The organism is Natrinema sp. DC36, from assembly GCF_020405225.1.
In the GTDB taxonomy this organism is placed as follows: domain Archaea; phylum Halobacteriota; class Halobacteria; order Halobacteriales; family Natrialbaceae; genus Natrinema.
The window spans coordinates 3,298,468-3,310,667 of record NZ_CP084472.1 but is presented as its reverse complement, the minus strand read 5'-3'; the positions used below and the strand labels follow the sequence as shown (position 1 = coordinate 3,310,667).

At 62.6% G+C, this 12,200-nt stretch carries 12 protein-coding genes; 4 read left to right on the top strand and 8 right to left on the bottom strand.

Features of this window, described 5'->3' with window-relative positions; translation table 11 throughout:
* The first annotated feature begins 59 nt into the window (after positions 1–59).
* A complete protein-coding gene (locus tag LDH74_RS16965) occupies positions 60–371 on the top strand; it encodes a carboxypeptidase regulatory-like domain-containing protein (RefSeq protein ID WP_226039874.1) in 312 nt (103 codons plus the stop codon).
* Positions 372–452: 81 nt separating this feature from the next.
* Positions 453–644 carry a hypothetical protein gene (locus LDH74_RS16960; protein WP_226039873.1) on the top strand — a complete coding sequence of 64 codons (192 nt, stop codon included), beginning with the start codon at positions 453–455 and terminating at the stop codon, positions 642–644.
* Between the two features lie 6 nt (positions 645–650).
* On the opposite strand, the gene LDH74_RS16955 is transcribed toward LDH74_RS16960, so the two are convergent.
* A complete protein-coding gene (locus LDH74_RS16955) occupies positions 651–2,522 on the bottom strand; it encodes an SLC13 family permease (protein WP_226042550.1) in 1,872 nt (623 codons plus the stop codon).
* 178 nt (positions 2,523–2,700) lie between these two features.
* Positions 2,701–5,076 (bottom strand): ATP-dependent DNA helicase, encoded by a 2,376-nt coding sequence (locus tag LDH74_RS16950; RefSeq protein ID WP_226042549.1) that lies wholly within the window; start codon positions 5,074–5,076, stop codon positions 2,701–2,703.
* Between the two features lie 139 nt (positions 5,077–5,215).
* Here LDH74_RS16950 and LDH74_RS16945 point away from each other — a divergent pair, with 139 nt between their 5' ends.
* Positions 5,216–5,797, top strand: a complete 582-nt coding sequence (locus LDH74_RS16945; protein ID WP_226039872.1) for a DUF1684 domain-containing protein — start codon at positions 5,216–5,218, stop codon at positions 5,795–5,797.
* 386 nt (positions 5,798–6,183) lie between these two features.
* Here LDH74_RS16945 and LDH74_RS16940 read toward each other — a convergent pair whose 3' ends face one another.
* Positions 6,184–6,864, bottom strand: coding sequence for a class I SAM-dependent methyltransferase (locus tag LDH74_RS16940; protein ID WP_226039871.1), 681 nt, complete (start codon positions 6,862–6,864; stop codon positions 6,184–6,186).
* A 429-nt stretch (positions 6,865–7,293) separates the two neighbouring features.
* On the opposite strand from LDH74_RS16940, the gene LDH74_RS16935 reads away from it, so the two are divergent.
* Positions 7,294–7,872: a hypothetical protein gene (locus LDH74_RS16935; protein WP_226039870.1), complete on the top strand. Its 579-nt coding sequence runs from the start codon at positions 7,294–7,296 to the stop codon at positions 7,870–7,872.
* 115 nt (positions 7,873–7,987) lie between these two features.
* On the opposite strand, the gene LDH74_RS16930 is transcribed toward LDH74_RS16935, so the two are convergent.
* The 5 genes from LDH74_RS16930 to LDH74_RS16910 form a co-directional block, all read right to left on the bottom strand.
* Positions 7,988–8,770 (bottom strand): hypothetical protein, encoded by a 783-nt coding sequence (locus LDH74_RS16930; protein ID WP_226039869.1) that lies wholly within the window; start codon positions 8,768–8,770, stop codon positions 7,988–7,990.
* Positions 8,770–9,027: a hypothetical protein gene (locus tag LDH74_RS16925; RefSeq protein WP_226039868.1), complete on the bottom strand. Its 258-nt coding sequence runs from the start codon at positions 9,025–9,027 to the stop codon at positions 8,770–8,772. Before LDH74_RS16925 ends, LDH74_RS16930 begins: the two co-directional genes overlap by 1 nt.
* A 258-nt stretch (positions 9,028–9,285) precedes the next feature.
* The gene (locus LDH74_RS16920; protein ID WP_226039867.1) at positions 9,286–10,320 is read right to left on the bottom strand and encodes a Zn-ribbon containing protein; all 1,035 of its coding nucleotides are present in this window, start codon (positions 10,318–10,320) and stop codon (positions 9,286–9,288) included.
* Entirely contained in the window at positions 10,320–10,721 is a 402-nt protein-coding gene (locus tag LDH74_RS16915) for a DUF2073 domain-containing protein (RefSeq protein WP_226039866.1), read from the bottom strand. The genes LDH74_RS16920 and LDH74_RS16915 overlap by 1 nt, the downstream gene beginning before the upstream one ends.
* A 5-nt stretch (positions 10,722–10,726) precedes the next feature.
* Positions 10,727–11,365: an Era-like GTP-binding protein gene (locus LDH74_RS16910; RefSeq protein WP_226039865.1), complete on the bottom strand. Its 639-nt coding sequence runs from the start codon at positions 11,363–11,365 to the stop codon at positions 10,727–10,729.
* Positions 11,366–12,200 lie beyond the last annotated feature (835 nt).

The following is a 12,200-nucleotide window of genomic DNA, read 5'->3' as shown; positions in this document are numbered from 1 at the left end:
TCGACCGCCCCGGAATGCGCAAGTTGCTGTCTTTCACGATAGCCGTGGTACCATCACGCATGAGAGTCACTCGACAGCTCCGGATCGACCTCGAGCGGAGAGAGATAGCGGTCGGGACCGAGATTACGGTCCGCGTGCGCGATAATCGACGACACGCCGTCGAGGGAGCCGTCGTTTCGACCGACACGAAATCGGTGCGGACCGACGAGCGGGGCCTGTGTCGACTGCAGCTCGACTCGCCCGGGTTCTGGAAGCTCACCGCGGCGAAATCGCCGAGCGAGCGCGTGGCGTACAAGCCAGCCTCGTCGCTCGTTCGAGTGGTGCCGAACGCGGCCGCACTCCGTCCGTATCGCCCCACGAGCTATCGGTGACGGCTCCGTGAGCGGTCTCGTCTGCAGAGGGACGGTATCGACTGCCACAGTGTTATCCCGCCTGCGGCCGTACCCGATCCGATGGCAGACTCTAAAGACAGTCGAGACAAGCAGGCCGACGACGAGGAGGAACGCCAGCGCGAGCGGGAACTCGATGAGGCGCTCGAGCGAAACGACGAGGACGAACCGACGGACGAGGACGAAGCCGAAGTGGACGATTCCGAACTAGACGACGAAGAGCCGACCGAGGAAAGCGGCGAAACGGACGAGTAGGGCCCCCTACGTAAGGCCCCAGAAGAACGCAATTCCGAAGACGGTCACGACGGAGAGTAACAACTGAAGCGGTGCGCCGACCCGGACGAAGTCCATGAACTTGTAGCCGCCCGGCCCGTAGACGAAGAGGTTCGTCTGGTACCCGACGGGCGTGAGGAACGCGGTCGAGGCCGCAAACGTCACCGCGAGCACGAACGCGAACGGGTTCGCGCCGATCTGGGTCGCGGTCTCGACGGCCACCGGGAGCATCAACACGACGCTCGCGTTGTTGGAGATAACGCCCGTGATGAGCCCCGTCGCGAGATAGAACACCCACAACACGCCGATGGCCGGGAGGTAGGCACCGGTCGAGGCGACGAGGGTGCCCAGAAGATCCGCCCCGCCGGTCTGCTCCAGAGCGATCCCGAGCGGGATGATCCCGGCCAGCAGGAAGATCACGTCCCACTCGACGGCGTCGTAGATCTCGGTCGGTTTGAGGACTCCCGTCGCGACCATCGCGACGACCCCCGCGAGCGCGGTTACGAGGATCGGCAAGGAAAAGGCGGCGAGCCCCTCGAACGCGCCGACACCGGTCGCGCCAGCGAGGGAAGTACCGACTGACTCCCACGGCATGGCGACGAAGCCGACGACGCCCGCCATAATCGCCGCCGCGTGGGGAATCTTCTCGGTCCGGTAATCGGGTTCCTCGGGTTCGTGTGCGACGATGAAGTCGTCGTTCTGTGACAGTCGATCGATGCTGTCCGGGGCCGCCTGAACCAATAGCGTGTCGCCCACGCGGATCCGGCGCTCGTCCATGTCGCTCCGCACCGTCTCGCCCCGGCTGCGGAAGGCCAACACGGTCGCGTCGTAGCGTTGGCGAAACGTCGAGCTCTCGAGCGATTCGCCGACGAGGAACGAGCCCCGCGGAACGACGATCTCGACGAGGGTCCGGTCGGGGACCGTCTCGGGCTCTAAGTCGTCGGCGGTCTCGGGGCTGCCGGCGAGCGTCAGCGTCCCCCGATCGACGAGTTGCTGAACGGTCGGTCGGTCGGCCCGTAGCCGGAGTAGATCGCCCGGACGGAGCGTCTTCTGACCGATCGGTTCGATAAACTCCTCGTCGTCGCGGACGACCTGCAGGATGTCCGCGTCGAACTCGACGTGGTCGATGGCGTCGGCGACGGTCGTGCCGATCAGGGGCGACTCCTCGTCGACGACGACTTCGGTCAGGTATTCCTCGATGGCGTATTCCTGGACGTAGTCCTCCTCGACGGGGACGCGCTCGGGCAACAGTCGGTGGCCGACGGTGAGGAGATAGATGCTACCGACGAGCAGGACGATAATCCCGAGTTTGGTGAACTCGAACATCGAGAACGGCTGTCCGAGCAGCCGTTCGGAAACGTCGCTCGCGAGGATGTTCGTCGAGGTACCGATGAGCGTGAGCATCCCGCCGAACATCGATGCGTACGACAGCGGAATCAGGAGCTTCGAGGGCGACGTCTTTCCCTTGTGAGCGATGTCGGAGATGACGGGAACGAGGATGGCGACGACCGGCGTGTTGTTAATGAAGCCGGAGATCGGGCCGCTGACGCCGATCGTCGCGAGCAGTTGTTTATTGAGGTCGTCGCCCGCGAACGCGGACATCTTCCGCCCGAGTATCTGGACGACCCCCGTCTGACTGATCCCCGAACTGAGAATGAGCATCGCCAGAACGGTGATCGTCGCCGAGTTCGAAAAGCCCGACGTCCCCTCTTCCGTCGATATTTCGGTGAAGTTCACGACGCCGTCGGCTCCCAGCACCATCAGCAACACCATAATCAGGATGGCGGTCACGTCGACCGGGAGCAGTTCAGTGACGAACAACACGAGCGCGAGACCGATGATCCCGAAGACGACCACCATCTCGGGCGTCACTGTAAGCGAACTCGAGTCGGCAGCCAGCGGGGCGATGCCAGTCTCGAGCGGAAGCAGTCCGGTCACAGTTGACGGTCGCACTTCTCTGACGCTGGCGCTTGAAGGCCCCGATTCGCTGCGAATTTCCTCGAGGCCCCTACTGACGGCCGATCGACTCGATCGCTCGCTACTGCGATGCGAGCCGCGACCGAAATCGCTCGAGGCCGACATCGAGCATGTCGGGGCTGACGGGCTGGAATTCGTCGGTATCGGGCAAATAGGGCCGAACCGAGTCCCAGCTATCGCGGGCGTAGCGCTCGTCGAGCAGGACGCGAACGCCGACGTCATCGGGACTGCGGATGACGCGGCCGATGGCCTGTCTGGCCTTTCGAACTGCGGGAATCGTCAGCGCGTAGGTGAAGCCGTCGCCGAACTCATCGTCGTAGGCCCGGCGGACGGCCTTCGTTCGCGGGCTCGAGGTGTTGACGATCGGAACGCCGCAGACGACCGCCGCGGCGAGGCGGTCACCGCTGTAGTCGACGCCCTCGGTCAGCGTCCCCCGCAGGCTCGTGACGAGCACCTTCCCGTCGCCCGCGAAGAACTCGTCTTTGAGCGACTGCGTGGTCTCGTCGTCGCTCGCGGCGTCGAGCAGGATCGGCTTTTCGACCCGATCCTCAAGGGTGCCGGCGGCCCACTCGGCCTCGGCGTAACTGGGCATCCCGACGAGGACGTTGCCGGAGAGCTGCGCGACCTTCGCGATCGCGTCGGCGTAGGATCGCCGCGTCGGATTGTTTTCTCCCGGACTGCCGCGGTTATCGTATGTGTATTTCGGTGCGGCGACCGCGAAGCTCTCGCGGTTCTCGGCGGGGAAGTGGAGTCCGTACCGCCGCTCGACGACCGGTCGATCTTCCTCGCGCGCGAGGTACTGGAGTCCCGTTACCTCGGTGAAGGCGTCCATCGGTTCGAGGGTCGCGCTCATTAGAATTCCGCCACCGAACATGGCGAGACGGTCGCCGATGGCGTCGCTGGGGACGCAGTTGTGCAGGGCCAGTCGGGCGTTGTAGGCTCGCCGCCACGAGTCCGCAGGCTCGGTATCGTCCCAGGTTCGCTCGAGTTCGATCTCCCGGAAGTAATCGGTGTGGCCCCGTCGATACCACTCGCCGAGGACCCGACCGACGGCGGGTGCGGCACGGGTTCGGTCCTCGTCCTCGGCCTCGTTGAGGATCCGCGCGACGACCGCACCGACGGACTCGGCGCGGACCCAGTCGGCGTCGCCGTACCCCGCGTCCGCCGCCCACTCGCTGAGTTCGTCATCGGCCGGCACGGCCGGATCGCGGAGGGGAATCTCCTCGTCGGGAAGATCGTTCAGATCCGACTGCCAGCCCCGGTGGTTCCGATCGAGATGGGCGGTAACCCGGCGGTCGAGTTCCTCGCGGAGATCCCGGACGAACTCGAGTGTCCGATTGAGTTCCTCGTAAGAGACGTCGCTGTCGTTGAGTTCCGCGCGAACGAGGTCCGCGTCGGCGGTCTTGGAGCCGCCCTCGGCCTGCCTCCCTTCGCGCTCGAACTTGATCGGTTGGATGACTCGCGAGAGTTCGGTTTCGGCGTCCCGGAGCGTGCTGTCGGCGACGCCCTCGCTGACCAGATCGCGGACGCGCGGTTCCAGCATGTGGGCCTCGTCGCAGACGACGTACGTCGACTCGTCGAGTAACGCGCCCGTAAATGAGCCGACGGTTCGGGGGTCGAACGCGTGGTAGTAGTTGCCGATCACGACCTCGACCTCGCCGAGGGCGGCCCCCATCACGGAGTGGGGACAGGTGCCGTGTGTCACCGAGCGGGCGACCAGCTCCTCCGGGGTGACCATCCCGGCGTCGGTGAAGTCGTACGGAACCGCCTCCGCGGCCGATCCGTTCTCCTCGTCGTCCGGCAGATCCTCGAGGTACTGCGCGTAGAACGGGCAGTACTCGGTTTCGGCCCCGACGGGCCCGCCATCGCCGTACTCGGGGAGCGCCGGCGGGTACGACGTCGGCTCGCCCGCGGTCTCGAGGAACGTGTTTTTCGACTGGGTCCCGCTGTCGGCGAGACCGATCTGTTGGCTTCGGGCGCGGGCCGCCAAGTTCCCTGCGGTCGTCTCGCCGCCCTCGCCGGTGAGGTCGCGGGTGCGGTCCCGCAAGGTCTCACACCGGTCGTAGACGTTGCCGTCGTCGAACCCCGCCGCTCTCTCGCGGTTGTACGGACAGACATCGGCCTTCCCGACCAGCGTGAGCCCTGAAATCGGGTCCCAGTCGGCCGGCAGGTTCTCGTTGATCGTCTCGAGGTCGTCCTCGAACTGCCGCAGTTGCTGTTTGACGCTCGTAAGCACGAGCACCCGTTCGTAGTCGGTGTCCGGGTCGCGAACGAGGTCGATCCCCGCCGTGAGCGCGATCATCGTCTTCCCGGTCCCACAGGCCCCTTCGATGACGGAATAGCCGCCATCCCGCCCGGTCTCGATGGCCGTCTCGATACCGTCGACCTGGGGCTCGTAGGGTTGGGGGTGGCCGAACACCGTCCGCCAGTTCGTCATTCTTGCCGTACTCATCGTCGGTCGTCCATAGCGTTGACGGAGTGGATTGGCCGCGCGATGGTATATGAATGTCAGGTGAATAAAAGCGGACGGCCGAGCGGAACGTAACGCCTTCCAGTCCCGACCACCTAGATCGGACATGAGCGACACCGATTCCATCGACGTCGACCGCTGGCGCGACGAACTCGAGTCGAAACGCGCCGAGAAAGACGAGTTCTTCGCCGACCACCCCCAGTCGCCGATTCCGCCGGAGGAACGGGACGAGTTCGACGGGCTCGACTACTTCGATCCGGACCCGATCTACCGCGTGAGCGCGACCGCGACGGTCCACGACGACCCCGAGGTCGTGTTGATGGACACCACCGCGGGCCGCGAGATGCGCTACCACCGAACCGTGACCCTGGAGTTCGAACTCGACCGCGAGGACGACGACCTGGAAGACGGCACGTTCGAACTCGCGGCATACCAGCAGGAGAGTCCGAACGAGGAGCCCCTGTTCGTCCCGTTCCGGGACAAGACGACCGGCCAGCAGACCTACGACGGCGGTCGGTACATGGAACTCGAGTCGGAACGGGACCTGACGACCGGCGACGAGATCGTCGTGGACTTCAACCTCGCGTACTCGCCGTTTTGCGCCTACAGCGAAACGTTCGACTGCCCGCTTCCGCCCGAGGAGAACTGGCTCGAAGTCGCGATTCCGGCGGGCGAGCGGGACGAGTAGCTCGCGCGTCGTCGCGGTCTCTCCCACCCGATCTCTCGGCCCGGTAGTCACGGACAGGGTCGAATTCGGTAGCTCTCGAGGAGTCGATATAGCAGTCAATACGACTTTCAACCCCACTACGGGTACGTTTCGACTCGAGCCACCGGGCGTATTGGGGGCTGTCGCGGAAGAATGGGAATCTCGAGTGGAAATCAGGGGGTTCAGCCGCCGATGCGGGACGGATCCGACGAACGGATGGGGAAGAAGAGAAGGGAGAGGATCCGCGTCGGACAGTTACCCCGCGTCGGATATTCCTATAGTAGCCACTGAAAGTCAATGCACATCTGATCACACGACAGCGTCGTGATCAGTGCGTAATTCGTTTCAGTGGCTACTATATCCGGCGTTCAGGGAGCGACGCCGACGGTCAGCAGCGTCCCGAACTCGCGGTAGCGCTCGACCATGTCCTCACGAGTGTCCCAGTCCTCGAGCGGAAACTCGCTCTCGTCGGGGATCGTGATCTCGCGGTCGGGAATCGTGTCCTGTTCGGCGATGTACAGTCCCGCATCGCGAAACGCCTCGCGGTACTGCTCGCGATCCCAGCGCGTCATCTCGATGGCGATGAACTCCTGCCACTCGTGGGAGTGGACGTTCTCCTCGTAGTAGTTGACGGCACAGTAGACGGTGCCACCGGGTCGGAGGACGCGCGCGATTTCCTCGAGGGTGTGGTGCGGGTCCGCCGCGTAGTAGAACGCCTCCATACTCCAGACGTGGTCGATCGAGTCGTCGGCGAAGGGGAGCGCGTCGAAGTCCCCGACGACGTAGCCGACGTCCTCGTCGTCCGTATAACCGGCCGCGTTGCGGGCCATCTCCGGTGCGCCGTCGAGGCCGTAGACCCGACCGGCGTCTTTGGTGTCTCGGAGCGCTCGGCCGGCGTACCCGCTTCCACAGCCGAGATCGAGAATCGTCTCGCCTGACTCCACGGGCATTCGTGCGAGGGCGTGCTTCGCGGTGTGCCAGTGGCGATCCTCCATCCCCCTGTCTCGACCGCTCGTTGCCCACTCGTCGAACTCCTCGCGGACGCTCATATGCGGCCGATGGGAGACGCACGAATAAACTCGTTCGCATGGCCACTGGTCGTTTACATTGTCGTTCGCATGGCCACCGGTAGTCTCCGGTTGCAGTTCTGACTGCTATAACTCACTTCGTAGTCACTTCGTAGTGCCCGTTTGTTTCGTAGGTAACGCTCGGTTCGCAGTGACTCCCGACAACGCCGGCATCGTTCTCACCGGCACGAGAATCACCGACAGGTTTTTTTAGGTAGACCTAAACTATAGGGTCGAAGGGTCGTCAGTGACCGAAATCCGTGGGCATCCGGATTTCGAGTTCGACGCTCGGTGAGTCGCTCTGTCCCACCTCGCCAGTTTGCGAGACCCTTCCGCCGTTTTCGGACGTATCCCCGCCGTGGAAGATACATCCGCAATCTTAAGGGAGTGCCGAAAGTTGTTCACGTCAATATGGATTATGCGCTCGAAATAGACGGGACACCGGAGACGATCCCGGGCGGGACCGGGGTACTCCTCTTGCATCCGAGTACCGGCGAAACGGATCGCATCGACACCGATTTCCTCAAAACCGACACCGACAACTTCCTCGTCGTCTCCACGCGAACCACCGCCCGCGAGGTCAGACAGAAACTCGAGTACTACGACGTCGACGAGGAATGCGCCGAGATCCTCGACACGCTCAGCATCGAACGCGGCTACTCGCGGCGCTCGAGCGACACCGTCCACTACGTCGCCGCCCCCGACGACGTCGACGGCATCGTCGAACACATCGACGGCTTCCTCGACGATCACGACGGCAAACTCCGCATCAGTTTCGACTCCGTCACCGAACTCGCCTACTACGCCGGCGACGATCAGGCTCTCGAGGCGGTCGAGCGGATCCTCGAACTGCTCGCGGAGCACGACGCGGTCGGCCTCTTCCACCTCTCGGAGGATCCCCACGACGAGGCGCTCGTCGATCAGTTCCGCGGGCTGTTCGACGGCATCATCGACCTCGATGAGGACGGCAGCGTCGACGCCGAGTTCTAAAGGGCGATCGACAACACGCTCCGACGTTTTTTCCGGAGTCGTCCGTTTTCACCGCTGCCGTCCGTTTTCACCGACTCCTCCCCGGGAGTATCCTCGAAACGACGGACGAAAGCGATCAGTCCTCGAGCGAGTCGAACGTCTTCTCGGCCCACTGGATCGCGTACGCCGGCCCGTGATCCAGATAAGCGTCAGTGTCCAGCGCGGCGAAGGGAGCCGGCAGTTCGATCGCGTGCTTGATCGCCGCACACGCGAGTTCGGTCGCGTCCGCGAAGTCGGTATCACCACGGGCGACCGCACGCGACAGCCCCGAAACGCGGTCCTCGAGTCGCGTTCCCGCGTCCTGCCAGGCGTCGGCGAGTTCGGAATGTTCGTCGGGCCAGTCCGCGAAGACCTCGCGAGTCTGCAGACCGACCCAGCCGTCGGACAGCGCCGCGGCGACCTGATAGGTGTCGTTCGGGTCGAGTGGTACGGCTTGATCGAGATCGCGATACGACTCCTCGAAGAAGCCGATGAAGTGCTCGGGGACCTCGAGATCGACCTGGACGAGCGCCTCTGCGATCAGAAAGTCGACAAACGCGTCGGGTGAGCCCTCGACCCGCGGTTTGACGATGACGATCGGCGGCTCGGTCTGACGGGTCCAGGCGACGCTACCGTCGCCCGGCATCCCGATGGTGAGATCCGAACTCGCGTATCGAGCGAGCAGCGTCGGCGCATCGTCAGGAAGCCAGTCAGCCGGATATCTCGCGGGCTCGAGGGCGTCGACGAGCAGGCCGAGGTCCTCTGCGACGGCCGGATTCAGCGTTTCGAAGTCCCGCTCACAGTCGAGGACCCGAACGTCAGGCGCGCACTCCTCGCGGACGGCCTCGACCCGATCCGAGAGTGAACGCGCCTCGAACATCAGGCGAATGCGGTCTGGAAAACGAGCAGGATCGACAGCAGTGCCGATGCGGCGACCGTCGTGAGAACGACCTTGGTTGCGGTGCTCATACTCGAGGCGTCGGTTCCGTCTCGCTTAAATCCATCTGTCTCGGCTCGCTCCCCCTCGCTTCGGACGCTCTCTTTACCGACGGTCGCTTCGAACCCGAATTGGCTCGAGGGAGTCCAGCGACCGATCACCACCGTGCCGACACCTCCTGCTTTTCGTGGAACACCCATCGTTTCTCGTCGAGCCGACGGCTCGACAGAAAATGCTGCGAATTCGCGGGGTGTCCGGAGAATTAGCTATCAGCTGGAAGTCATCGTATCGTTTGAGACCAACAGTTCGAGTGGACACAGATCTGTCGAGAGAATAGCTTTTATCGGAGAATATAATGGTTCTGCAGTAGAAACGATCCGGTGTTATTTCGAGGGGGGTCCGTTGCCGAACGCACGATTTTCGACGACATCGATCAGCGATGTTGGCGTTCGATTCACTCAATCATCGCTGTCGTCGCCCTCGCGCCACGAATCCGGGACGTCGATGACGTACCGACCGTCCTCCTGCAGGGAGATGATGTACTCGTCTCGATTGTAGAGTTCCATCAGGTTGAGTTCGTACTGGCCCGGGCGAACGATCTTGATGCTCTCGAACTGTTCGTTGAGTTCTTCTCGGAGATCTTCGATCGACGGACGATCCCCGCTGGGTTCGCTGACGACGCGGCCGTGTTCCGGCGGAACGTCGTCACGTTCGGTCGGCGGGGCATCAACTGCACCGCCTGTAACAGTGTCTCGCTCGGTCTCGGCCGGATCAAAGCCGTCGGAGTGAGCGGGAAGATCGTCCGAGCGAACGACCTCGCTACGGGCGTCTGCCTGCGCCGAGTTCTCGTCGTCCGCGATCGTCGTGGTTGGACCGACCGGTCGCTCACTCGAGTCCTCGACGTCGACGGACTCCTCGTCCGGCGGCTCGCTCGATGCGCCGGATCGATCCTCGGGTCGCCGCGCCGTCTCCGGCCAGTCGGCGAACTCTCCTTCCGCCGAGGCGTCCGGTTCGGTGGTGTCGGGTCGCCCGCTCGAGGGCCAGGATTTGTCCGACTTCGAGGATGTATCCGAATCACCGGATGGAGACTCCGATGGACTGTCGGGTAGAGATTCCGATGGAGTATCGGGTGAAGAGCGGACGCCCGGAACGGCGTCCGCTCCCGGCGACGACTCCGCGGAGTCCAACGAGTCCGAGGAGCCACCGGGCATCCAATCGCGAACCGTCTCCGCGGCGCGCGTCGTGACGCTGTCGGATTCGGTGGACGAGTCCGCCGTGCCGGGACCGTCGGCCGAATCGGCGACACCGGCGGATTCGACACCGGTGACGGACTCGGCCGATCCAGCGGTGGCGTCCCCGTCGAACGATTCAGCTGCGGCCGCGGTAGTCGGTGCGAACTGAAACTTGTTCCCACCGCAATCGGGACAGCCCGACAGCATCTCCTTGGAGCCGTCATCGAACGTCCGGCCGCAGTTCGTACACTGGTGTGGCATTAGTTACGGGACACGAGCGCGCTGATGAGCGTTTCGTCTTTGTGGAGCGTCTCGATCTGGTTCGCCGGTCCGATCACCGTCAGCTTCGCCTCCGTCTCGTCGCTGCCCATGATCCGGCCGAGCAACGACGAGTCGCGGGTCTCGGACTTGGGATAGGTCTCGATCTCGATCCCGTTGAACTCGTCGGGACTGATCTCGGCCATCGTCACCTCGATGAGTCGGCTCTCCTCGTCGGGCGTCAACCCTTCCTCGAGGATGACGATGTTGCCGTCGTGGACGCCGTCCAAGATCATTCTGATCTTCTCCATCGTCGCCATGCCGTCCATGCGCTCGCCGCTCATCAGGTCGATCTGTACGCCGTCGGCCGGCTCCGAATCGTCTGCGTTGGTTGCTTTCGGCATCGATATCACCCGAAGTACTCCGCGATCTTCCCGTACACTTCGTCCATGTTCTCTCCTTCCTTCGCAGAGAGGGGAACGGTCGTGTGCTGCGGAAAGGCGTCCTCGATCCGCTTGACGCTCGATTCCTCGAGGTCGGTCTTGTTCGCGAAGATGAGCACCGGGAGATCACGGGATTCGACGATGCCGATCAGCATCGTATTGACCTGCGTGATCGGATCCTCCGCACTATCCAGGACGTAGATAACGCCGTCGACGTCCTCGCGGAGCCAGTGCATCGCCTCGGCGACACCCTCCGTCGCTTCGCGGGAGCGACGAATGGCGTCTTCCTCGTTCATCTCGTCGGTGAACTCCTCGTAATCGACCTTCGTCGTCACGCCGGGCGTGTCGACGATATCGATGGTCACCGTCTTCCCGTCCCGTTCGATCTCGACGTTTTCCTTCCGGCGTGCACGACGCGTCTCGTGAGGGACGTGACTCTCCGTACCGACTGCGTCACCGGTCCAGTCACGCGCGATACGGTTTGCGAGCGTCGTTTTGCCGGCGTTGGGCGGACCGTAGATACCGATTCGTTTGGGCTCCTGTTCCGAAAACAGGCGATCCGCAGCCCGAGAGATACTATCTTTGAGTTCTGTGAATAGTCCCATCTGTGGGGGCCTCCAGCACCGCGGGGTGCATCTGCGCGTACTACTGAGCGAACTCACTTAAGACTACGTCAGACGTGTTGACAATTCGATCGAAGGGAGTGTCGGAATCCGAGATGAAACGGAAACTCGAGCCGTGAATAGAGTTGAATCGTTCGAGTTACCGAAGGGACGACGCGATCGCTTCTGAACCGAGAGGAGTAGTGATCCGAAATCTGCGATTCCGATTCGGGATGACGGACCAAACTGGTGAATCTATTGCGGTGAGATACCACACCACAACAAACGATTCGAGCCCCCCACCCCTTCGTTTCGAGTGGAGACGAACGAGGCTACGGCTCGATGATGGTTGGAGTATCCGGTCTAATAACCCCCTTTTTCGACTCGAGATGGATCGTTGAGGGTAGAGACGGTCGAATCGACTAATCAAGAGGGTTCTAGTAACGAAGACCGTAGTCTAGTAGTCTGTACAGCTCTAAGGGAAAAGTCTAGTTAGCCCTAGTAATATAAACAGATAACCTAGTAATATGATACTGTCTGCTAGTACTACGGATACCTTTTCTGTGCTATCCACATAAAGCTTCGCTTGGATACAACTCCGTTTCACCCCCTCCCCTCCTTCTGGCTGTTCCACCCGAAACAAAGGGGTGGGGGGGTCAGCCGGGTCAGTGCGGTGTATGGTATCTACCCACATATCACAGCAATCCCCATCTTCTCGGTATCACACTATTCCAATCATATTTCACACATATCCCCTCTCAGAGTCACCACTTTCTTTCTCACCCTCTCCCAATACGTTACTCTCCACTCTTGCTCGGAAAATCTCGAAGGGAACCGA

What these genes read in the sequence shown, in the direction of transcription:
- LDH74_RS16965 (WP_226039874.1), top strand. Translation starts at nt 60, where the DNA reads ATGAGAGTCACTCGACAGCTCCGGATCGACCTCGAGCGGAGAGAGATA.
- LDH74_RS16960 (WP_226039873.1), top strand. Translation starts at nt 453, where the DNA reads ATGGCAGACTCTAAAGACAGTCGAGACAAGCAGGCCGACGACGAGGAG.
- LDH74_RS16955 (WP_226042550.1), bottom strand. Translation starts at nt 2,522, where the DNA reads ATGGTGGTCGTCTTCGGGATCATCGGTCTCGCGCTCGTGTTGTTCGTC.
- LDH74_RS16950 (WP_226042549.1), bottom strand. Translation starts at nt 5,076, where the DNA reads ATGACGAACTGGCGGACGGTGTTCGGCCACCCCCAACCCTACGAGCCC.
- LDH74_RS16945 (WP_226039872.1), top strand. Translation starts at nt 5,216, where the DNA reads ATGAGCGACACCGATTCCATCGACGTCGACCGCTGGCGCGACGAACTC.
- LDH74_RS16940 (WP_226039871.1), bottom strand. Translation starts at nt 6,864, where the DNA reads ATGAGCGTCCGCGAGGAGTTCGACGAGTGGGCAACGAGCGGTCGAGAC.
- LDH74_RS16935 (WP_226039870.1), top strand. Translation starts at nt 7,294, where the DNA reads ATGGATTATGCGCTCGAAATAGACGGGACACCGGAGACGATCCCGGGC.
- LDH74_RS16930 (WP_226039869.1), bottom strand. Translation starts at nt 8,770, where the DNA reads ATGTTCGAGGCGCGTTCACTCTCGGATCGGGTCGAGGCCGTCCGCGAG.
- LDH74_RS16925 (WP_226039868.1), bottom strand. Translation starts at nt 9,027, where the DNA reads ATGGGTGTTCCACGAAAAGCAGGAGGTGTCGGCACGGTGGTGATCGGT.
- LDH74_RS16920 (WP_226039867.1), bottom strand. Translation starts at nt 10,320, where the DNA reads ATGCCACACCAGTGTACGAACTGCGGCCGGACGTTCGATGACGGCTCC.
- LDH74_RS16915 (WP_226039866.1), bottom strand. Translation starts at nt 10,721, where the DNA reads ATGCCGAAAGCAACCAACGCAGACGATTCGGAGCCGGCCGACGGCGTA.
- LDH74_RS16910 (WP_226039865.1), bottom strand. Translation starts at nt 11,365, where the DNA reads ATGGGACTATTCACAGAACTCAAAGATAGTATCTCTCGGGCTGCGGAT.